At 32.2% G+C, this 22371-nt stretch carries 22 protein-coding genes; 8 read left to right on the top strand and 14 right to left on the bottom strand.

Features of this window, described 5'->3' with window-relative positions:
* Positions 1–60 precede the first annotated feature (60 nt).
* The 7 genes from ACZ2G2_RS14610 to ACZ2G2_RS14580 form a co-directional block, all read right to left on the bottom strand.
* Positions 61–390: a hypothetical protein gene (locus ACZ2G2_RS14610; protein ID WP_470392978.1), complete on the bottom strand. Its 330-nt coding sequence runs from the start codon at positions 388–390 to the stop codon at positions 61–63.
* A complete protein-coding gene (locus ACZ2G2_RS14605; RefSeq protein ID WP_090841132.1) occupies positions 391–882 on the bottom strand; it encodes a DUF6787 family protein in 492 nt (163 codons plus the stop codon).
* A 36-nt stretch (positions 883–918) separates the two neighbouring features.
* Positions 919–1350, bottom strand: a complete 432-nt coding sequence (locus tag ACZ2G2_RS14600; RefSeq protein ID WP_470392977.1) for a DUF6146 family protein — start codon at positions 1348–1350, stop codon at positions 919–921.
* 103 nt (positions 1351–1453) lie between these two features.
* Positions 1454–2098, bottom strand: a complete 645-nt coding sequence (locus tag ACZ2G2_RS14595) for a DUF937 domain-containing protein (RefSeq protein ID WP_090841128.1) — start codon at positions 2096–2098, stop codon at positions 1454–1456.
* 121 nt (positions 2099–2219) lie between these two features.
* Positions 2220–3176, bottom strand: coding sequence for a D-2-hydroxyacid dehydrogenase (locus tag ACZ2G2_RS14590; protein ID WP_090841126.1), 957 nt, complete (start codon positions 3174–3176; stop codon positions 2220–2222).
* A 109-nt stretch (positions 3177–3285) separates the two neighbouring features.
* On the bottom strand, positions 3286–4347 hold the full coding sequence (gene serC, locus ACZ2G2_RS14585; protein WP_090841124.1) for a 3-phosphoserine/phosphohydroxythreonine transaminase: 1062 nt from the start codon (positions 4345–4347) through the stop codon (positions 3286–3288).
* A gap of 107 nt (positions 4348–4454) precedes the next feature.
* Positions 4455–5516, bottom strand: a complete 1062-nt coding sequence (locus ACZ2G2_RS14580; RefSeq protein WP_470392974.1) for an acyl-CoA reductase — start codon at positions 5514–5516, stop codon at positions 4455–4457.
* Positions 5517–5593: 77 nt separating this feature from the next.
* On the opposite strand from ACZ2G2_RS14580, the gene ACZ2G2_RS14575 reads away from it, so the two are divergent.
* Positions 5594–5947: a 4Fe-4S dicluster domain-containing protein gene (locus ACZ2G2_RS14575; RefSeq protein ID WP_090841120.1), complete on the top strand. Its 354-nt coding sequence runs from the start codon at positions 5594–5596 to the stop codon at positions 5945–5947.
* A gap of 53 nt (positions 5948–6000) precedes the next feature.
* Here ACZ2G2_RS14575 and ACZ2G2_RS14570 read toward each other — a convergent pair whose 3' ends face one another.
* Positions 6001–6741 carry a class I SAM-dependent DNA methyltransferase gene (locus tag ACZ2G2_RS14570; protein ID WP_470392972.1) on the bottom strand — a complete coding sequence of 247 codons (741 nt, stop codon included), beginning with the start codon at positions 6739–6741 and terminating at the stop codon, positions 6001–6003.
* 114 nt (positions 6742–6855) lie between these two features.
* Positions 6856–9612 (bottom strand): TonB-dependent receptor, encoded by a 2757-nt coding sequence (locus tag ACZ2G2_RS14565; RefSeq protein WP_470392970.1) that lies wholly within the window; start codon positions 9610–9612, stop codon positions 6856–6858.
* Positions 9613–9840: 228 nt separating this feature from the next.
* On the opposite strand from ACZ2G2_RS14565, the gene ychF reads away from it, so the two are divergent.
* The 4 genes from ychF to ACZ2G2_RS14545 all read left to right on the top strand — a co-directional run bounded on the left by ychF (position 9841) and on the right by ACZ2G2_RS14545 (position 16244).
* Entirely contained in the window at positions 9841–10935 is a 1095-nt protein-coding gene (ychF, locus tag ACZ2G2_RS14560; protein WP_470392968.1) for a redox-regulated ATPase YchF, read from the top strand.
* 109 nt (positions 10936–11044) lie between these two features.
* Positions 11045–11497, top strand: a complete 453-nt coding sequence (locus ACZ2G2_RS14555; protein WP_090841110.1) for an SRPBCC family protein — start codon at positions 11045–11047, stop codon at positions 11495–11497.
* Positions 11498–11615: 118 nt separating this feature from the next.
* A complete protein-coding gene (locus ACZ2G2_RS14550) occupies positions 11616–13475 on the top strand; it encodes a DNA topoisomerase IV subunit B (RefSeq protein ID WP_470392966.1) in 1860 nt (619 codons plus the stop codon).
* Positions 13476–16244 (top strand): DNA gyrase/topoisomerase IV subunit A, encoded by a 2769-nt coding sequence (locus ACZ2G2_RS14545; protein ID WP_470392965.1) that lies wholly within the window; start codon positions 13476–13478, stop codon positions 16242–16244. It begins immediately after the preceding gene.
* Positions 16245–16329: 85 nt separating this feature from the next.
* Here the strand turns inward: ACZ2G2_RS14545 and ACZ2G2_RS14540 are convergent, their stop codons facing one another.
* The 3 genes from ACZ2G2_RS14540 to ACZ2G2_RS14530 all read right to left on the bottom strand — a co-directional run bounded on the left by ACZ2G2_RS14540 (position 16330) and on the right by ACZ2G2_RS14530 (position 18205).
* On the bottom strand, positions 16330–17115 hold the full coding sequence (locus ACZ2G2_RS14540) for a TerC family protein (RefSeq protein ID WP_090841106.1): 786 nt from the start codon (positions 17113–17115) through the stop codon (positions 16330–16332).
* Between the two features lie 3 nt (positions 17116–17118).
* Positions 17119–17493, bottom strand: a complete 375-nt coding sequence (locus ACZ2G2_RS14535; RefSeq protein WP_090841105.1) for a DNA topoisomerase IV — start codon at positions 17491–17493, stop codon at positions 17119–17121.
* A 274-nt stretch (positions 17494–17767) separates the two neighbouring features.
* Positions 17768–18205: a helix-turn-helix domain-containing protein gene (locus ACZ2G2_RS14530; protein ID WP_470392963.1), complete on the bottom strand. Its 438-nt coding sequence runs from the start codon at positions 18203–18205 to the stop codon at positions 17768–17770.
* Between the two features lie 313 nt (positions 18206–18518).
* Between ACZ2G2_RS14530 and ACZ2G2_RS14525 the strand changes: the two genes are divergently transcribed.
* From ACZ2G2_RS14525 to ACZ2G2_RS14515, 3 genes are all read left to right on the top strand, one after another.
* Positions 18519–19655 (top strand): M14 family zinc carboxypeptidase, encoded by a 1137-nt coding sequence (locus ACZ2G2_RS14525; RefSeq protein WP_470392961.1) that lies wholly within the window; start codon positions 18519–18521, stop codon positions 19653–19655.
* Between the two features lie 73 nt (positions 19656–19728).
* On the top strand, positions 19729–20208 hold the full coding sequence (locus ACZ2G2_RS14520; RefSeq protein ID WP_101203462.1) for an Lrp/AsnC family transcriptional regulator: 480 nt from the start codon (positions 19729–19731) through the stop codon (positions 20206–20208).
* Between the two features lie 76 nt (positions 20209–20284).
* Positions 20285–20803 (top strand): DinB family protein, encoded by a 519-nt coding sequence (locus ACZ2G2_RS14515; RefSeq protein ID WP_470392958.1) that lies wholly within the window; start codon positions 20285–20287, stop codon positions 20801–20803.
* On the opposite strand, the gene ACZ2G2_RS14510 is transcribed toward ACZ2G2_RS14515, so the two are convergent.
* Complete coding sequence (locus ACZ2G2_RS14510) at positions 20804–21130, bottom strand: hypothetical protein (protein ID WP_470392956.1); 327 nt, start codon at positions 21128–21130, stop codon at positions 20804–20806.
* An 85-nt stretch (positions 21131–21215) separates the two neighbouring features.
* Positions 21216–22280 (bottom strand): 3-dehydroquinate synthase, encoded by a 1065-nt coding sequence (aroB, locus tag ACZ2G2_RS14505; RefSeq protein WP_470392954.1) that lies wholly within the window; start codon positions 22278–22280, stop codon positions 21216–21218.
* Between the last annotated feature and the right edge of the window lie 91 nt (positions 22281–22371).

The following is a 22371-nucleotide window of genomic DNA, read 5'->3' as shown; positions in this document are numbered from 1 at the left end:
GAATTTTTAGTATAAATGTTGAATGATAAAAGATGTTTTCCGAAGAAAACTAACATGTATTTATACTAATTGTGGGGGACCACGAAGTGCAAAACCAAGTTTTTGGTAATCGCTAACAAACTGATATTGAGAGGTGATTAAAGTTTGCTTTTTATATGGTTTTAAAAATGTAACTGTTTCAAAATTAATAGAAAAAACAGGGTTTACTTTAAACTTGAAAAACTCACATTCTAAATTAATTTCATGCATATGTTTTGTTGAATAATCTGTACAAACCTCATGCTTGTGATTTTCAAAAATATGCGTAAACTTTACCGCAGATGGCATTAACACAGCTAATAGAAGGACTATTGCTGCAATTTTAAATGCGATGTGCTGTTGTTGTTTCAATTAATCTACAAATTTGCCTAAACCAAAACGCCTAATCATTTTCTTTTCAAATTCCCAAAAAAATTTGTGTTGACCAGATAGCCAACCAAAACAAACTAGCATTATTTGGTAAAATATTATGCCAATGATAATGTATAATGCCCAATAGACAAAAACATTTAAGTTTTCTTTAGTAATTCCAAGCCAAGAAATAATTGGTCTTCCAATAAATACGGAAGAACTTCCGGTTACTGCAAAGACAAGAAAAATACGAATCATTTCCCATCTGTAATCAACTTTCCATTTGTTTTCTAGTTTTTTAAATAGAAATAAAAAGAACTTTAACAACGCATATGTAATTACAATTGCTAAAACAATTGTTAAGATTAGATTGTTGTCAAACAGCAATTTAGCCAGTTTAAAGCTAGAGTAACCTAACCCTACAATACCAAGTAAGGGGAAGAGGAGTTGCCAATTTTGTTGGATGTCCCAACGTGTTTTAAATTTTTCCATTTTAATTTTTGTCGTCGCAAAGGTATTAAAAGGGCTTTAATTAGTAGGTATACGACCGCCTAAAAGATTTTGTTTATATCTATTTTGAAAGTACACAAAGTAGTTATATAATTGGTAATTAACGTCGTAACCATAGTCTATGTTAGATCTATAATCTATTTGCATCTCGTATAAAGTAGCATTATAGCGTTGTGGTTGCATTACACGCGTATTCCATTGTGTCACATAAAAAATATTTTTATTTTCTAAAAAGGACTGAGAGTGAAACCCTTTAGGTCGCGCTCTACTTGCTAACCAAGCATTAAATCCAGGTTCTATAATCAAGATTTCGTAGTCAGAATCGTCACTACTTAAGGTAATAGTATCTCCAACCTGTGCTGCGTCTTTTGTTATTGTAGCAGTTTTTTTATTTGTACCACAGCTAAAAGCTATAAATAGGATAGCAACAATTAATATTAAATTTTTCATACTATTAGATTTTATTAAAAATACAACATTTATCAGGCATTATAAAACAAAAAAGAAGCCAAACAATTGTTTGGCTTCTTAATATTATAAATAGGGGTATATCTTATTTTCCGAAAAGACCACCTAGTAAACCACCTAGTCCTCCTTTATTAGATCCTCCTAAAACCATTCCTGCAACATCATCAATAATGCTACCATCACCGTCGCTGTCTAACATTTTTTCAAGAAAGCTTTGCTCTTCAGTTACAGCACCTTGACTACTAGCACCACCAAGTAAACCACCTAGTAAATCACCGATTCCGCTAGAAGAACTTACATTGTTTTGTGACGCTTGTTTACCTAAAACACCCATTAATATTGGTGCAGCTACTTTTAAGATACTGTCTACAGCGCTTGAGTCCATACCAGCCTTTTGACCTAATACTTGCTCTACGCCAGCTCTTTTGTTTCCTAAAACATGACCTAATATTTTATCTCCGTCATTAGTTACTTCTTCGTTAACACCACCACCAAATAAACCACCAAGGTTATCTAGTATACTTCCGTTGTGCTTACCGCTAATAGCTCCCATTAATCCTTCAGCACCTTCTGGTGTAGAAGCATTACGTTCCATTGCTTTCATTAAAACTGGTAAAGCCATCGCTAAAAGACCTCCTGTTTTTGCTTGGTCTTGTCCAGTTGAACCTGCAACACCGCTTATTATTGTTTTACCTAAATCTGAGTTTAAAAGATCGAAAATTCCTGCCATTGTATATAAAAATTAATAGTTAATAATATTGATACTTACAAAGTACAAAAAAAAGCCACATCTTAACAATGTGACTTCTTTATAATTTAATCCGAACTAAAGAATCGACAAAACGACTGATTTATCCGTTTAAAAGTATATTTTTGATTTGAGTTGCTAATTCAGTACCAATTCTATCTTGTGCTTCGTTTGTAGCAGCTCCAATATGTGGTGTTAATGATATTCTACCATTCATTAATAACTGTACAGCTGGCGTTGGTTCGTTTTGAAATGTATCTAAACCAGCAAAGGCTAGTTTACCATTTTCTAAAGCAGTAACCAATTCTACTTCATTAACTACACCACCTCTTGCAGCGTTAATAAGGGCAGAGCCATCTTTCATTAAATCAAATTCAGCTTTACCAATCACGTAATCCTTTTGAGCCGGTACATGTAATGTCACAAAATCTGATTGTTTTAAAACGTCTTCCATAGATTCTGTTTTAATAGAAAAATTTACAGACTGTCCATCAAAAAAATCAACCTTTACATCTGCATTTTCAATAAACTTATCTGCAGCAATTACTTTCATTCCTACACCTAAACCTATTTTTGCTACTTCTTGACCAATACGACCAAATCCAATAACACCTAAAGTTTTTCCTCTTAACTCAACACCTTTTGCGTAATTTTTCTTTAATTTTTTAAACTGAGAATCACCATCTAAAGGCATGTTTCTGTTAGCATCGTGTAAAAATCTTACGCCACCATATAAGTGAGCAAACACTAACTCTGCTACAGATTGAGAAGATGCTGCAGGTGTATTAATAACATGCAATCCTTTTTCTCTAGCATATTCTACATCAATATTATCCATACCAACACCACCACGACCTATAATTTTTAGGTTTGGACAAGCATCAATTAAATCTTTTCTTGCTGTAGTTGCACTTCTAACTAATAGTACGCTAATAGCGTTATCGTTAATATAATTTATCAATTGTTCTTGGGCAACGGTTGTTGTGTTAACTTCAAAACCTGCTGCTTCTAATGCATCAATTCCACTTTGAGATACACCATCGTTTGCTAATACTTTCATAATAATTGTAATTGCGTTATTCCTTATTATTTAGGATAACCATTTATTCTATTTATTTTTTTGCCTATGTAGTAAACACTTATTTATTGTAACTGTTTACATTACTAGTTTAGGCTTTACTTTCTAACTCGTTCATTACTTCAACAAGTACTTTTACACTATCTAATGATAAAGCATTGTACATACTTGCTCTGTAACCACCAACGCTTCTGTGTCCGCTTAAGCCATTAATTCCAGCTTCTTTCCACATCGTATCAAACGTTTCTTTTAAATCCTCGTTAACTAATGTAAATGTTGCATTCATGTCAGAACGGTCTTCTTTTGCTGCAAATCCTTTAAATAAAGGGTTTAAATCAATTTCAGAATACATTAAACGTGCTTTTTTATCGTTTTCTTGCTCGATAGCTTTAATACCACCTAAGTCTTTTAACCATTGCATAGTCAACATAGACGTATATACTGCAAAAACAGGAGGCGTATTAAACATACTACTTTTGTCAATATGTACTTTATAGTCTAACATTGAAGGAATTTTACGTGATACTTTACCTAAAATGTCTTCCTTAACTATAATTAAAGTTGTACCTGCTGGTCCCATATTTTTTTGAGCACCTGCATATATTAAATCAAATTGAGAGAAATCTAAAGTACGAGAGAAGATATCACTACTCATATCACAAACTAATGGGATTGGAGACTTTGGAAAACTTTTCATTTGTGTTCCAAAAATAGTGTTGTTGGAAGTACAGTGAAAATAATCAAGATCTTCAGGAATATCAAAACCTTTAGGAATGTAGTTGTAGTTAGCGTCTTTTGATGAGGCAACTTCTATAATATCGGCATAAATTTTAGCTTCTTTAATGGCTTTATCTGCCCATGTTCCTGTATTTAAATACGCTGCTTTTTTTTCTAATAAATTTTGAGCAACCATTAAAAACTGCATACTAGCACCACCTTGTAAAAATAAAGCTTTGTAACCTTTACCTTCTAGTCCTAATAACTCTAAAGCTAAAGATCTAGCTTGTTCCATTACATCCACGAAGGACTTGCTTCTATGCGAAATCTCGATTAATGATAATCCATTATCAAAATCTAATAAAGCTTCTGATGCTTTTTGTATTACTTCTTTAGGTAAAACGCATGGTCCTGCGCTAAAATTGTGTTTTTGCATGAGTACAAGTTTTTGTTTCTGTTGTAACAGAAATTATCTTTATTTTTCAGTTAACAAAGGTGCTAAATATTGATTTAAAATAAGTTAAGAATATAATAATTTATTAACTAGATTTCTAATAAAAATGCAATAGTATCAACATCATCAGCATAGTCTGAAAGTTCTGGTTTTTGTGTTTTTCCAAACGGAATTTCATTTTTATAAAAGCCATCGGCGACAATACATTGTATTAGATCTTTATCAATATCAAGCTTTTGTTTTAAGGTGTCTTCAGTGTCATAATACTCATAAAACACTGTAGCTATAGGTGACCCATAACTTTGGTCTTCTTTTATCATCAAAAACCCATTTTCTAACATATCAAATTCGCTCATTATATACACGGCTTTATTATAGTCGTAATTATTAGCGTATTTAGATTCGTTAACAATAGGATGCCATTTGTACATCGCTGCAAAGAAAGCATCAAAATTATAACCTTTTGGTATAAACAGTTTGGATACATTTCTGCAACCTAAACCATAGTATCTAAAAATATCTTCAGAAAGTAAATCTAATTGCTCTTTAGTTTCGTTACCAGTTAATATGGCAGCAGAATTTCTGTTTTTTCTAATTATGGAAGGCTTGTTTTTAAAGTAGAATTCAAAATAACGCGCCGTATTATTACTACCGGTAGCAATAACAGCATCAAATGCCTCTAATTTATCTTCTGTAAATTTTATTTTTCCTTTTAATTCAGGTGCTACATGCTCTAGATATTTAGCTAAATAGGGTAGTAGGTGCTTATCGTTAGACGATTGTTTAACCAAAACATGGTGACCTGAAACTAAAACACATAAAAAATCATGAAACCCAACAAGTGGTATGTTACCTGCCATTATTATGGCTACTGTTTTTGGGGTTACTTGGTCTGTATTATAATTGTTTAGCCATTGTTTTATATTGTCTTCAGAAAGTTGCGTGCTCCAACCATCTAATGAAAATCTAATATTTTCTTTTGTAAACCAACCGTTATATTCTTTCGCTAATTTAATTTGATGCTTAAAACCATCAAAAAATAAATCGTTGTGAAGTATGTTTTCCTTTTTTTCTACTTCTTCAGAAGAAAATTGGCTGATAAAACGCCCTAATTGTATAAAAGCTTCAGTAATGTGATCTTTGTTACTCATTATTATTTGTATAACACCTTTTTTGGCTTTATTTTTGTACCGCAAAGTTAAGTAAACAAAAAAGATTAAAAAACGCTATGGCAATTATTATAACAGACGAATGTATTAACTGTGGAGCATGTGAGCCGGAATGCCCAAATACTGCAATTTATGAAGGTGCTGACGATTGGAGATACAAAGATGGTACTAGTTTAAATGGTAAGTTGGTTTTAACTGATGGAAAGGAAGTTGATGCTGATGAAGCGCAAGAGCCTATTAGTGACGAGATTTATTATATAGTACCAGATAAATGTACAGAATGTGTTGGTTTTCATGAAGAACCACAATGTGCTGCAGTATGTCCTGTAGATTGTTGTGTACCGGATGACGAGCATGTAGAAACTAAAGACACCTTATTAGGAAAGCAAAAATTTATGCATCCTGATGGATAATTAAAATATTTAAATCTAAAAAAGCTCAAGTTTATACTTGGGCTTTTTTTTATTTATAGTTTTTGAGCAACCACAGCGTAACAATCAAACATGTAAGCGGGTTTATCAATAAACGCTAAAATTTTATAGTTATTAAGATAGAGTAGTAGTTCCCATTCGTTTTTAGTGAAAGCTCTAACTTCTGATGTGTCATTTGCTATTAGTTTTTTGTTATGACCCTCTATTTTATAATATTTAGAATCCCAATCAAACATAAAATTGTTAGACGTATTAGTGTTTAGTTTGCTATCTCTGGAGTAATGGCTATTGTTAAACGAAGCCTTGTGCGTTAGAGTTGTACCTCCTTTTATTTGTTTAAAAAAACGATTAGCGTCAATAAAATCAAAACACAAAATACCATTAGGTTCTAAATTAGTATAAATAGATTGTAATGCGTTATTAATGTCTTGATTAGTTAATAGATAGCTTGAGGTGCGTCCGGTAATTATGACACTTTTAACGGGAGTACTTAGTTTAAAATTTCTCATGTCTCCTTGAGTAAATAATCCCTTTGGATTGTTTTGTATGGCTAAATCAATCATAGCTTGACTATAATCCAATCCTTGATAGTTGCACTGGTTGTCAATAAAATATTTTGCCAAATGACCTGTGCCAGATCCTATTTCTAAAACACTGTCTTTATTATGGTCTTTTAAAATGGTATTGTAAAACAGATATTCTTGCTTATAATCAATAAAGCTTTGATACATGTTATCATATATTTTTTCGAAACCATTGGAATATAAACTTTGCATAATAATTGTAATTGATAGGTTAGCTTACAGGGTTTGCTTGTAATACTTAAATATAAAAAAAAATGCTGCTCAATTTGAGCAGCATTTTAAATATACTTTTTAAACTAAGTTAAATTAGAACTTGTAGTTTACAGAAAAGTTAAACATTGTTCCTAATTGACTAAAATGGAAACCATCATAAGTCATTTGAGAATAACGTTGATTAAATGTAATTAAGTTAGACTGATTTTGCGTTGCAGCAGCATCAGCAAGAATAGCATCTCCAGCAGCATTTTCTGCTTTAAATTTCCACTCAGGTAATACATTTAAAAGGTTGTTTACGTTTAATGATAACGTTAATTTGTCCGTTGCATTAAAGTTGATACCTAAATCTGTAACAATTTTTGGAGTAAACTCAGTACGTAAATCAGTACTCATACCTTGTTGCTTAAATGTAGTTTTACCAAAATAAGTATTGTTTAAAGAGAAACTAAATTTATTAATGTCATAGTTTGCACCTAAAATCCACTTAGTTTCTGGTCTAGAAGTAAAGAATAAAGCTTCTTGAGTTGCATTTACAACAGATTGTCCTGCGTTAGCTACAATAGCAATATCTTTTACAGCACCATCTCTTTCGTTTTGGATCGTATAATTTCCTGATAAGTTAATATCTAAATCACCTTCACCTATTTCGATGTTTTTCTTACTTAAAACAACATCAATACCTGATGTTCTTGTGTCTATAGCATTAGAGAAAAAACTTAAATCACTTAAATTGTTGTTTGTTAATAAGATATCTAACGGGTTAGTAGCATCTCCAGTTGCACTGATTTCTGATCCTAATACAATACGGTCTTGTACGTTGATACTGTAATAATCAACAGTAAATGTTAAGTTATTAGCTAATTTTCCACCAAAACCAATAGTAAAGTTGTTAGACGTTTCTGCATCTAATTCTGGAATACCTAATAATTTAGCTTGTGTAGATACATTGTTAATTAAACCTCCAACTTGAATACCTTGTCCTGGTACAAAGCTATATTGTGCTTTTTGCGTATAGATTTGGTGTAATGTTGGTGCTCTAAATCCAGAAGAGATAGATGCTCTAGCAGTTAAATTATCAGTTATTTTGTAACGTGTACTAAATTTGTAAACAAATGTATTACCAAAATCAGAATAGTTTTCTGTTCTAACAGTACCACTTAATAAGAAAGCATCAGATACATCATAATCTAAAGAGAAATAAGCTCCAATATTATAACGGTTGAATTTACCAGAGTTTTCAGGACTATTTCCTGCAAAAGAATCTGCTCCACCACCATCATAAGATGATAATTCACCTTCAATTACTTCAAAAGTTTCATTTCTAAACTCAGCACCAAAACCAACACTTACTTTATCAGATAATACTCTTGAAATATCAATGTTACCTACGTTATGTGTGAATTTAGTTCCTCCTGGGTTAAAAGATTGTTGACTATTCGCACCGTATAAAGGCGTTGCTTCAAATTCATCAGTTGCTGGGTTATAACTAACGCCATAAACTTCATTTCTGTTATGAGATTGGCTAACAGTATATGTTTGTGTGTTTCCACCTGTAGTGTAACTTAAGTCAACATTCCAGTCGTTTATTTTAGTTTTAACACCTACAGTTCCATGATAATCATTCAATAAACCTTCAAAAGTAGGTACATAACCATCATATCCACCAGCTGTATTAGGATTGTCCCCAGGGAAAAAATCAGCTAAATAAGGGTAGTCATCAACAGTTCTCCAATAAGGTGTTCTGTAGTTAGCAAAACTGTTTACTTTTTTGTAAACATATGCTGCATTAAAATATAATTCTGTGTCTTCACTTAAATCTAATCCAGAATTGATTAAGAATTTAGAAGATGCATTTTCAGGTGATCCATTAATGTTATTAGCATCAGGGTTACGAGATAAAAATTCTTGTACATCTGCAAGGTCAGCACCAAAATCGGCAGCTTCTCCTTCTGCATTTACAGTACCAGGTCTGTTTGCTAAGTTTGTTTTAGAAAAATCAATTGTATAATTGATAAAACCTTTATCATCACCAATTGTAGAACCGTTGTTTACAGCAATTCCAATCATTTCTCCATCACCTTCACTAGTAATACCTGTTCTTAATGTTGCAGAACCTTTGTTTACTTCGTCTTTTAATATAATGTTCATTACACCAGCAATTGCATCAGATCCGTATTGTGCAGAGGCACCATCACGTAAAATTTCTACACGCTTTATTGCATCTGTAGGTATTGCAGAGATATCTGCACCTGTTTCTCCACGACCTGGAGACGTTTGTGTATAAAGTAATGCACTTAAATTTTTACGTTTACCATTAATTAAAATTAATGTTCTACTTGGTCCCATGTTTCTAATTTCATAAGGATCTAATAAAGAAGTCGCATCATTAACAGGTGTTTGTACCGTGTTAAAAGATGGTATTCTGTACTGTAGCGCTTTGTCAAAAGTTGCTTGACCTGTAGACGTTAATTCTTTAATTCCAACAACGTCAATTGGTAATGCACTATTAACATTACTTCTTGGTGCTGTTCTAGATCCAACTAATACAACCTCGTCTAACGTTTCTCCGCTAGCCATAGTAATATTAATACTTGTTTTACCATTAACAGCTACTTCTTTAGTGTCGTAACCAACATAGCTAAATACTAATGTTGCTCCACTAGAAACACTTAACGAGTATTTTCCGTCAAAGTCAGTAGTTGTTCCGTTACTTGTACCTTTTTCGATAACATTTACGGTTGGGATACCAAAGCCATCATCTCCGGATACCGTTCCGGACACATTGGTTTGGGCATTTGCAAAAGCTACAGAAAGAAGTAGCAGAAACAATAATTTAAGTTTTTTCATTTTTGATAGGTTTTAATTAATTGATTGCTAAATTATGTTAAAATTTTCACAATACAATTACGTATACTTAAAAATTTAGCTATTTAATTGGTTAGAATATAAAATTAACATCATAAAAATGATTTTTTTTCAGTGTAATTCTAAAAAAATTAAAAATTTATCAAGTCGTTAATTGTTGTTCAGATAGTACTATATTTGCAGCCTTAAATTATCATAAATTTTTTGTACATGAAAGCAGGTATAGTAGGATTGCCAAACGTTGGGAAGTCAACGTTATTTAATTGTTTATCTAACGCAAAAGCGCAAAGTGCCAACTTTCCGTTTTGTACTATTGAGCCTAATATAGGTGTGGTAAATGTGCCAGATCCAAGATTAGAAAAATTAGAAAGCTTAGTTAACCCAGAACGTGTTTTACCAGCAACTGTAGAGATTGTTGATATTGCAGGTTTAGTAAAAGGGGCAAGTAAGGGAGAAGGTTTAGGGAATCAATTTTTAGGAAACATTAGAGAAACTGATGCTATTTTACATGTATTACGTTGTTTTGATAATGATAATATTATACATGTTGATGGTAATGTAAATCCTATTAGAGATAAGGAAACTATCGACATGGAGCTACAACTTAAAGATTTAGAGACTGTAGATAAAAAATTAGATAAAGTTAAACGTGCTGCAAAAACAGGAAATAAAGAGGCTCAAAAAGAGGAAGCTGTTTTATTAAAATTGAAAGCAGGTTTAGAAGCAGGTGTATCTGTAAGAGCATTAGAGTTTTCTGATGAAGATTTAGAGGAGTTTGTTAATCCGGCGCAATTAATTACAGGAAAACCTGTATTATATGTATGTAATGTAGATGAAGAAAGTGCTGTCTCTGGAAATGCTTACGTGGATCTTGTAAAAGATGCTGTTAAGGACGAAAACGCTGAAGTAATTGTTTTAGCTGTTGGTACAGAAGCTGATATTAATGAGTTGGATGATTATGAAGAACGTCAAATGTTTTTATCAGATATTGGTTTGGAAGAGCCAGGATCTGCTAAATTAATCCGTTCTGCTTACAAATTATTAAATCAACAAACGTATTTTACTGCAGGTGTAAAAGAGGTAAGAGCTTGGACTATAAATGTGGGTTCTACAGCGCCACAAGCTGCGGGTGTTATTCATACTGATTTTGAAAAAGGGTTTATTCGTGCTGAAGTTATTGGTTATAACGACTATGTTGAGTACGGAAGTGAATCTAAAGTAAAAGAAGCAGGAAAAATGAAAGTAGAAGGAAAGGCATATGTCGTTAAAGATGGCGATGTAATGCATTTCTTATTTAATGTATAAATAATATCACTATTGGAGTTAAATTTATCAATTTGATTCTAATCAGATATAAATCACTAAAACGAGATGAATTTTCATCTCGTTTTTTTTATTTCACTACCTTTGTATTATGCCTTTAATCGAAATAAAAACAATAATACATTCAGATATTCAAACCTGTTTTGATCTGTCCAGAAATATAGATTTCCATAAGGACTCTATGGCACATTCTAACGAAAAAGCTATAGCAGGAAAGACTTCTGGTTTAATTGGTTTAAATGAATGGGTGACTTGGGAAGCGTTTCATTTTGGCGTAAAACAGAAGTTAACGTCTAAAATAACAGCGTTTGATTCGCCTCACTATTTTGTAGATGAAATGGTCTCCGGAGCCTTTAAAAGTTTTAAGCACGAGCATATTTTTGTTTTTGAAGGCGGTAAAACAATTATGACGGATAAATTTTGGTTTAAATCACCTTTTGGTGTATTGGGCCGATTAGCAAATAATCTGTTTTTAAAAAAATACATGACAACACTTTTAAAAACTAGAAACCAATATTTAAAGGATAAAGCCGAAAATTGTTAAAAATCAACGTTCTGAACAATAATATCTATTTATTGTTAATTACTTTATCGCCTCAAGGTTTCATTTTTTAAAGGGTTATATTATATTAGCAACGTATCTCAAATTGCACCTAAATTTTATGTCAGAACAAACTAAATATACCGAAGACAATATACGATCACTAGACTGGAAAGAACATATCCGTATGCGTCCAGGGATGTATATTGGTAAGCTTGGTGATGGATCGTCTCCAGATGACGGTATATATATTCTGCTTAAAGAGGTGTTAGATAACTCGATTGACGAGTTTGTAATGGGTGCTGGTAAAACTATTGAGATTTCTATACAAGGTAGTAAAGTTATAGTGCGTGATTATGGTCGTGGTATTCCGTTAGGAAAAGTGGTAGATGTTGTGTCTAAAATGAATACCGGTGGTAAATACGATTCTAAAGCCTTTAAAAAATCGGTAGGATTAAATGGTGTTGGTACAAAAGCAGTAAATGCATTATCTTCTTATTTTAGAGTAGAATCTTCTAGAGACGGAAAAAGTGCTTCAGCAGATTTTGCACAGGGTAATTTAATGGACGAAGAGTTTTTAGAAGAAACAACGCGTCGCAAAGGGACTAAAGTCTCTTTTGTTCCGGATGAAATTATATTTAAAAACTACAAGTATAGAGCAGAGTATATTGTAAAAATGCTTAAAAACTATGTGTACTTAAATCCGGGGTTAACCATTGTTTTTAATGGAGAAAAGTACTACAGTGAAAATGGTTTAAAAGATTTATTAGCTGAAAAAATAGCCGAAACGGATTTGCTATATCCAATCATTCATCTTCGTGGAGATGATATTGAAGTGGCGCTTACACATAGTAAAACGCAGTATAGTGAGGAGTATAATAGTTTTGTAAACGGACAAAACACCACGCAAGGTGGAACACACTTAAATGCCTTTAGAGAAGGAATAGTAAAAACTATTCGTGACTTTTTTGGAAAACAATATGATGCTTCAGACATACGTAAATCTGTTGTTAGTGCTGTAGCTATTAAGGTTATGGAACCTGTTTTTGAGAGTCAGACTAAAACAAAATTAGGGTCTACGGACATGGGAGGAGAGCTTCCAACGGTACGTACTTATATCACTGATTTTTTAAAAACACAATTAGATAATTATCTACATAAAAATTCTGATACAGCAGATAAAATTCAACGTAAAATTTTACAGGCAGAGCGTGAGCGTAAAGAGTTGTCAGGAATTAGAAAATTAGCCAAAGACCGTGCTAAAAAAGCGAGTTTACATAATAAAAAATTACGAGACTGTCGTGTTCATTTTGGAGACGCCAAGCACGAGCGTAATTTAGAGAGTACGCTGTTTATAACAGAGGGAGACTCTGCATCTGGTAGTATTACTAAATCTCGTGATGTTAATACACAAGCTGTTTTTAGTCTAAAAGGAAAGCCTTTAAATTGTTATGGGTTAACTAAAAAAATCGTTTACGAAAACGAAGAGTTTAACCTCTTGCAAGCGGCACTAAATATAGAAGAATCTTTAGAAGATTTAAGATATAATAACGTCGTAATAGCAACGGATGCCGATGTGGATGGAATGCACATTAGATTATTGTTAATCACTTTCTTTTTGCAATTTTTTCCAGAAGTTATAAAAGAAGGACATTTATATATACTACAAACACCTTTGTTTAGGGTCCGAAATAAAAAGGAAACTATTTACTGTTATAGTGATCAAGAAAGACGAGATGCTATTGAAAAGCTAAAACCAAAACCAGAAATTACTCGATTTAAAGGTTTAGGGGAAATTAGTCCAGATGAATTTGTGCATTTTATTGGAGAAGACATAAGATTGGATCCAATTATGCTGGATGATAATATGTCTATTGAAGATTTACTATCCTTTTACATGGGAAAAAACACGCCAACACGACAAGAGTTTATTATTGATAACCTAAAAGTTGAACTTGATTTAATTGAAGAGGATAAATAGATGATAGAAGAAAACGACGACCTAACCAACGACGACTTAGTTAACGATAACCAAGACAATTTAGAGCATCAAGAACCCCAAGAGCCTCAAGAAACTATTACCAGAATTACTGGTATGTATAAGGAGTGGTTTTTAGATTATGCCTCATATGTAATATTAGAACGTGCAGTACCAGCTATAGAAGATGGTTTTAAACCTGTACAACGACGTATCATGCATTCCATGAAGGATTTGGATGATGGTAGATATAACAAAGTAGCTAATATTGTTGGACATACTATGCAGTATCACCCGCACGGAGATGCAAGTATTGCAGATGCTATGGTCCAAATTGGACAAAAAGATTTACTAATAGATACGCAAGGTAACTGGGGTAACATCTTAACCGGAGATCGTGCAGCAGCTTCAAGATATATTGAAGCTAGGATTTCTAAATTTGGTTTAGACGTTGTTTTTAACCCAAAAATAACACGATGGCAATCGTCTTATGATGGTCGTCGTAAGGAGCCTACAAATTTACCAGTTATGTTTCCTTTATTGTTAGCGCAAGGAGGAGAGGGAATTGCGGTAGGATTATCTACAAAAATATTACCTCATAATTTTATCGAGCTTATTGACGCTTCTGTAAAACATTTACAAGGCAAGCGTTTTACGATATTACCAGATTTTCCAACAGGAGGTATTGCAGATTGTAGTGATTATAATGATGGTTTACGTGGTGGAAAAGTGCGTTGTCGTGCAAAAATCAGTCAATTTGATAAAAACACGTTAGTAGTTAATGAGTTGCCTTTTGGAACAACAACATCGTCATTAATAGATTCTATTTTAAAAGCGAATGACAAAGGGAAAATTAAAATAAAGAAAATTGAAGATAATACTGCTGCTACAGTAGAGATTCTGATTCATTTACCTGCAGGTTTGTCTCCAGATAAAACTATTGATGCCTTGTATGCTTTTACTGCGTGCGAATCGTCAATTTCGCCATTAGGCTGTGTTATTGAGGATAATAAACCATTATTTGTCGGAGTAACCGAAATGTTACGTCGTAGTACAGATAATACGGTCGATTTATTAAAACAAGAACTTGAAATAAAGCTAAGTGAATTTGAAGAGCAGTGGCACTTTGCTAGTTTAGAGCGTATTTTTATTGAAAATCGTATCTATCGTGATATAGAAGAAGAGGAAACTTGGGAAGGTGTAATTAAAGCTATAGATAAAGGACTTCAACCACATATTAAGCATTTAAAACGTGCAGTTACAGAAGAAGATATTACACGTTTAACAGAAATTAGAATTAAGCGTATTTCTAAATTTGATATTGATAAAGCACAGCAAAAAATTGATGCACTTGATGCTAGTATCGCAGAAGTAAAACATCATTTAGCTAATTTAATTGAGTATGCTATAGCTTATTTTGTTAGGCTTAAAAAAGAGTACGGAGAAGGACGTGAGCGTAAAACAGAATTACGTGCATTTGAGGATGTGGATGCTACAAAAGTTATTATTAGAAATACTAAACTTTACGTAAACCGTGAAGAAGGGTTTATAGGGACGTCTTTAAAGCGTGACGAGTATGTTGGTGATTGTAGTGATATTGATGATATTATTGCGTTTACTGCGGAAGGTAAAATGATGGTTACCAAAGTAGATAGTAAAACGTTTATAGGTAAAAACATTATTCACGTTGCTGTTTTTAAGAAAAAGGATAAGCGTACTATTTATAATATGATTTATCGCGATGGGGCAAAAGGACCATCTTATGTCAAACGTTTTGCGGTAACCTCTATAACTAGAGATAAGGATTACGATTTAACTAACGGTAATAAAGGGTCTAAATCTTGGTATTTTTCAGCTAATCCAAATGGAGAAGCAGAAGTTGTTGCTATTAGTTTAAGACAAGTCGGTAGTGTTAAAAAGTTAAAGTGGGATTTAGATTTTGCAGACATTTTAATTAAAGGGCGTGCGTCTAAAGGAAATGTTGTCACTAAACACGCAATAAAAACTGTAGAGCTTAAAGAAAAAGGAATCTCCACATTAAAACCGCGTAAAATATGGTTTGATGATACTGTTCAAAGACTAAATGTAGATTCTAGAGGAGAATTGGTAGGTGAATTTAGAGGTGAGGACAAGTTGTTAATTATAAACCAAAAAGGTATTGTAAAAACAGTTACACCAGAAGTGACATTGCATTTTGATGACGATATGATTGTTATGGAAAAATGGGTGCCTAAAAAACCTATTTCTGCTATTTATTTTGATGGTGAAAAAGAGCGTTATTACGTGAAACGTTTTATTATCGAAAATGAAAATAAAGAAGAGTCGTTTATAACGGAGCATGAAGGGTCTCAGTTAGAAATAGTTTCTACAGATTGGAAACCAGTTGCAGAAATTGTTTTTGCTAAGGAAAGAGGTAAAGAACGAAAAGAAAATGAAGAAGTTAATTTAGAAGAGTTTATTTCTGTAAAAGGAATTACTGCTCTAGGTAATCAATTAACTAAGGATAAGGTAAATGCTATTAATTTATTAGAATCTATTCCATACGAAGCTCCAGAAGAAGTGCCTGCACAAGAGGTGGAGGTTGTTGAGGAAGAAGTTGTAAAGGTAGAAAAAGAAACTCCTAAAGCAGAGCCAAAATCTCCAGAACCTATAGTAAAACAAACATCTAAACCTGATTCTAAGGAAGAAAAGCCGAAATCAGATAAAAAAGATGATGATGATACGGACACAGGTTATGGGTTGGATGATAAAGGTCAGGTGACGTTATTTTGATAAATCTATTATTCTTTTAACTAAAAAAAAAGCCCAACTATAAAGTTGGGCTTTTTTTTTACTAATGTTTTCGAAGGGGTTTATATTAATTCTTCTTGCTAATTTTTTGATTCAGAAATTCAATAAATAAAGAAAAAGCAATTGCAAAATACAAATACCCTTTAGGGATTGCACCTACTGTATTCCCGAAAAAGGTGGTATGCGATAGGTGACCAGCTTCGGTAATAAGCATAAACCCTATTAAGATCAAGAAGGATAAACCTAAGATTTGTACACTAGGATTTTTGTCTATAAATAGTCTTATTTTGTTAGCAAATGCAATCATAATACCTATCGATATAACAACAGCAATAATCATCAAAATCAGGTTGTAGTTGTGATTATCTGATAATCCATTGGTCATTCCTACTGCTGTTAATATAGAGTCTATGGAGAATATAAAATCTAAAATCAATATCTGAATAATAGCTTGTTGAAAGGACTTAATCACTTTTCCTTTAACTTCATCTTCATCATGTTTTGGTGTTTCTACCTTCTCTCTTATTTCTGATGTAGATTTATATATTAGAAATAAACCTCCAAAAAACAGAATTAGTGCTTGCCAGCTAATTTCCAAATGCATCCAATTTAAATCTAGTTTATAAAACGGTTCAGAAAGACCAACTAAAAACGACACAAAAAATAGCAATATAATACGTTGCACCATAGCTAAAAGCAATCCAATGTTGGTGACTTTAGCGCGCTGCTCTTCGGGTAGTTTATTGGCTGCAATAGATATAAATACAATATTATCTATTCCTAGAATTATCTCTAAAAACGTTAAAGTAATTAATGCAAAAATAGCATCGCTGGAAGTGAAAAATTCTAACATAATTTATTTTTTAATATAGGCAATACCTTTTTGCTTGTTAGTCTCGCCAACATAAGAATATTCAAAAGTATAAGACGAATCTGTCGTGGTTAGTATTTTTAAATGAACATCTTTACGTTCGGCCATGTTTTTGGGATTAATGGTTTTGTAAATAACTTCACAGTTGTTTACCCATCTTACGCTTGAGCTATCAATTTTACCATCGTAGGATTCTATTTGTAAATTTTCAGTTCTAGTAAATGTAGATTTATATATTTTGTCAGCAACTTTGACTTCGCTATAAAATTGCCCAGTTTTAAAATCGGTACAATTACGTTCCACATTATAGCAGCTAAAAAAAGAGGTCAATACTATTAGGTATAAAAATTTTAATTTCATCAAAAAAGAGTTTAAACAAAATTAATGAAATGTTTGATTATAATATCAAAAATCCAACCTTTCTATAAATCGCGTATTTGAAAATTTTATGTACCTAACTACAAATTCGTGAAATTTGAAAATTATAAGAAAAAGTGATCAAAATCAATAATTCTAAAATTTTATAGTTTTTTGTTGAATTTTCAAATTATATCAATTTTCTAAATTTTCACCAAATAGAAAATTTCTTGAAAAAAATATTTTCAATTTGAAAAATAAAATAGTGGAGGCAGAATTACGAATTTTCAAAATTTGAAAAACTTCCATCCGAATAAAAAATTACGATGCGTTCAATAATTTTTCCATTGGAAGATTTATGATTTAAATTTTTTAATAAATCAGAATTTTTTGGTTCTACTGGATTTTCATTTTTTGAATCCGTGAATAAATTTTGGTCATCTTTTTTTGAAACTGATGCAATTGGTTCTTGTCTATTTTGAGATTCAATTTTTGGAAATTCACCCTTTCCATTCATCAACCAATATAATTCTACTTCCGGAAAAGAGGAGAGTACTTTTAAAACAAACTCCAAACTTGGCTTGTTTCTACCTGATAAAATGTGCGATATGCTAGAGCGTTGAACGCCTATTTTTTCGGCAAAAGAAGAGGCGCTTTCACTATAGTATTCGATGACTTTTTGTAGTCTTTTTGAAAAATCTGCGTTGTTTAACATGGTGGTACAAATGTAAACATTTACAGGGTATAAACAGTGTTACAAATGTAAAACTTAACTAAGTATTATGATTTTGAAGAGGTAAGCAAGTGTTAATACATTAAATAATAACTTTAAATAGATTAATGTAAGTAACTGAAAACAAATTGTTTGTATTTATAAATGGTTATTTGGTAATATTCAGAACTTTAGTAAGTTAAATTTGCACACTTTCTAATCACTTTTGTTTACAACCGTAAATTACAAATGTAAATTATAGTGTTTACATTTGTAAATAAGTATTTGGTTACATTTGTAAACGAAACAAGCACGCATGAATCATACATTATTAAACAACTTATTTAAGACCTATAAAGAGTCATCACTTTATGGGCGATATATTACCTTAGATAATCTTACTCCCTTAATAACTAACTTGCCCTCTAGGTTTAAATCAGAAATTATTGGACAGTCAGTTCTAGGAAAAGATATCTATACTATTACATTTGGTACAGGACCAAAAAAAGTATTGCTTTGGTCGCAAATGCATGGCAACGAATCCACGACAACGAAGGCTGCTTTTGATATGTTAAACAGCTTTATTGAAGATGATTTAAGTTCTATTTTAGAAACTTGTACCATTAAATTGATACCAATGCTTAATCCAGACGGATCAGAAGTCTATACTAGATTAAATGCTAATCAAGTGGATTTAAATAGAGATGCTCAAGAGTTGACACAGCCAGAAAGTCGTGTGCTTTTAGATTGTTATAATGCTTTTAAACCTGATTTCTGCTTTAATTTGCATGGGCAACGTACATTATTTAGTGCTGGCGAAACTAATAATGTGGCAACCTTGTCGTTTTTATCACCTTCAGCAGATAGTGATAGAAGCTTAACTGTGGCTAGAAAAAAGGCGATGTCTATTATTAATGCTATAAATACAACGTTGCAATCGGACTTACCTGATCAAATAGGGCGTTATGATGACGGTTTTAATATTAACTGTGTTGGTGATGCTTTTCAGTTTTTAGAAACGCCTACGGTGCTTTTTGAGGCTGGACATTATAAGGATGATTACAATAGAGAAGAGGTGAGGCGTTTTATTTATAAGTCTTTATTGGTGGGTTTAGATTGTATTGCAAACACGGTTGTTAGTGGTGATGATTATGTAGATTATTTTTCTATTCCAGAAAACGGTAAGTTATTTTATGATATAATTATTAAAAATGCTCAATTTGATGATGGTATTAAAGATGTAGGTGTTAATTATCAAGAAAGATTGGTGGATAAGGAACTAATGTTTGTGCCGCAAATTGTTTTTATTGGTGATTTATCCGATTTTTACGGACATAAAGTGCTGAATGCGAATAATAGTAGGATTTTTACTGCAAGTAATCAGGTGGTGTTTGAAGGTTACGAAAACGATTTCGTAAATATAGATAATGTGAAATTATCATTAAATCTTTAATTTTCTTCAATTTTGATGTAGATAATTTATGAAAAATGTTTTATTTTTGTGTTTTATTTAATAAAATTACAAAATGGCAAAGTTTAAACTAGACGAAATTGATCACCAGATTCTTGATATGTTAATCGAAAACACAAGAGTTCCTTTTACAGATATAGCAAAAAAATTATTAATTTCTGCTGGTACTGTTCATGTTAGGGTGAAGAAAATGGAAGATGCAGGGATTATTAAAGGGTCTTCTTTAACATTAGATTACAAAAAATTAGGGTATTCATTTATAGCTTACGTTGGTGTTTTTCTTCAAAACACTTCAAAAACATCATTCGTTTTAGAGCGTATTGCTGAGATTCCTTATGTTACGGTTGCGCATGTTACTACAGGTAAATTCAATATTTTCTGTAAAATTAGAGCTCGAAATACAGAGCATGCAAAGGATGTTATTTTTATGTTAGATGACATTGAAAGTGTTTATAGAACAGAAACTATGATATCTTTAGAGGAGAGTATAAATGATAAAAAACGTTTAATGCATAGCATTTTTAACGATTTATAGATTTTTGCAGTACACAATTATAAAGCGCTTCATTTTATGAGGCGTTTTTTGTTTAATTTTATTAAAAAATATTTTAATGACTATTTCAGATTTACAAAAAGATGAGTATTTACCTTATTTTAAAGGTTATATCGATCAAGCAGAGGGTGTAACGTTATTATCGGGCTTAGAGTCTAGCTTTAAAACGATATATGACTTCTATCTTACAATTGCTCCTGCAAAATTAGAGTATAGATATGATGAGGGTAAGTGGACCATAAAAGAGATTATTAGTCATTTGATAGATACTGAGCGTATATTTTGTTACAGAGCTTTGCGCTTTGCTAGGCAGGATAAAACCGCACTTTCAGGATTTGATGAGAATGAGTACGTGTTAGCTTCTGGTGCTTCAGAGCGTTCTATTGCAGATTTGTTAGAGGAGTACACTTTAGTTAGGAAAGCAACAGTAGCTTTGTTTAAAAGCTTTTCTGATAACGCGCTTAAGAGTAAAGGTGTAGCTGGTAGTGGAGCAGTTTCTGTTAGGGCTTTAGGGTTTTTAGTTATCGGACATGAGAAGCATCACGTAAATGTGATTAAGGAGCGTTACTTGAAGTAGTTATTCTTCTTCGTTAGAAATAATGTAGTTGCTATCTTCTGGCCTGTTTTCTGGGTTGTCTTTAAAATCAATTACTATATGACCATCACTGTTTACTGTAGCATCATCAATAGTATCAACATTGGTCATGGTGTAATGTAGCTTGCTGCTAACCTTTACTAAAAAGATGGTGTCTTGGCTTGTAACCTCATTAGCTTCAATGGTTTGGTTGTGGTGGTTGTCAAAGGTAATAATATCCTTGTCTCCATAACCATCGGGAAACTTTTGAGTTAACAGTGTTAGTACTTCTGGTGTTAACTTTTTATAATCTACAATAACTTTTCGCATACCAATATGTTTTAAATTAACTGGTTAGGATAGTCTTGCATTGCTGCAATTACTTAAAATTAAGCAATTTTTTAATACAATGAAATTATTCGTTATAAAAATTTAAAGATTTGATTAATAGGTCGTTATGGATGACGCAATTAATTTCAGGATTACCAATAGCGTTTAGTAATACAAAGTTAATGGTGCCTTTTTCGTTCTTTTTATCAAACTTCATCAATTCAATAATAGGTGCGTAGTCTTTTTCCGGAATGTCTATTTTTTCATACACTTTTAGCGTATTCTCTTTGATTGATTTTGTTTTCTCAGTTGGAAAATTTAGTAATTGACTAGATAAGTAGGTTTCTAAAATCATTCCTATTGCAATAGCCTCTCCATGTAGTAAAGATTTGGTCTCATGATTTAGATAATAAGACTCAATTGCATGCCCTAAAGTATGACCAAAATTAAGCGATTTTCTTAAATTTTGCTCCGTTGGATCTTGTTCTACAATATCTTTTTTAATTAAGACAGAGTCGTATATAAGCTGATCTAAGTCTTCAAGTGTTAGATTAGATAAAGCGGATAACTTGTTGTAATACAATTCGTCACGTATTAATCCGTGCTTTAGCATTTCGGCCAAGCCAGAACGCATTTCTCGACTAGATAACGTTTCTAAATAGTTAGTATCAATTAAAACCATGTTAGGTGTTTTTATAATTCCTACCTGGTTTTTTATGTTTCCTAAATCCACACCATTTTTACCACCAATAGAAGCATCTACCATAGATAAAAGTGTCGTTGGGATATTTATAAATTTAATTCCTCTTTGGTAGGTGCATGCAACAAAACCACCTAGATCAGTAACAACTCCACCGCCTAAATTTAGCATTAGTGTTTTTCTGTCTGCTCTTAACTCAGATAAAGTTTGCCATACGCCGGAACAAGTTTCTATAGTTTTATTTTGTTCTCCTGCTTCAATTTCTATTACTTCAATAGTTAAGTCAGTTTCTAATTGTCTTAAAAAGATTGGTAAGCAGTGCTCTGAAGTGTTGCTATCTACTAAAACAAAGATGTTTGAAAACGAATGCTGGTTAATGTATTTATTAAGCGCTGTGTAACAATCATCATTGAATTGTATGCTGTAATCTTGAGTTTGAATAGGAGTCATAAATACTTTAAAACGTTAGAACGTAAAATTAATAGTTTTTTTAAAAAATAATGGTAATAGATGGTATATTTGTTTTGACTAAAACGAAATT

The sequence above is a fragment of the Olleya sp. KKT75 genome, assembly GCF_055635485.1.
This window is presented reverse-complemented; position numbering and strand designations above follow the sequence as displayed.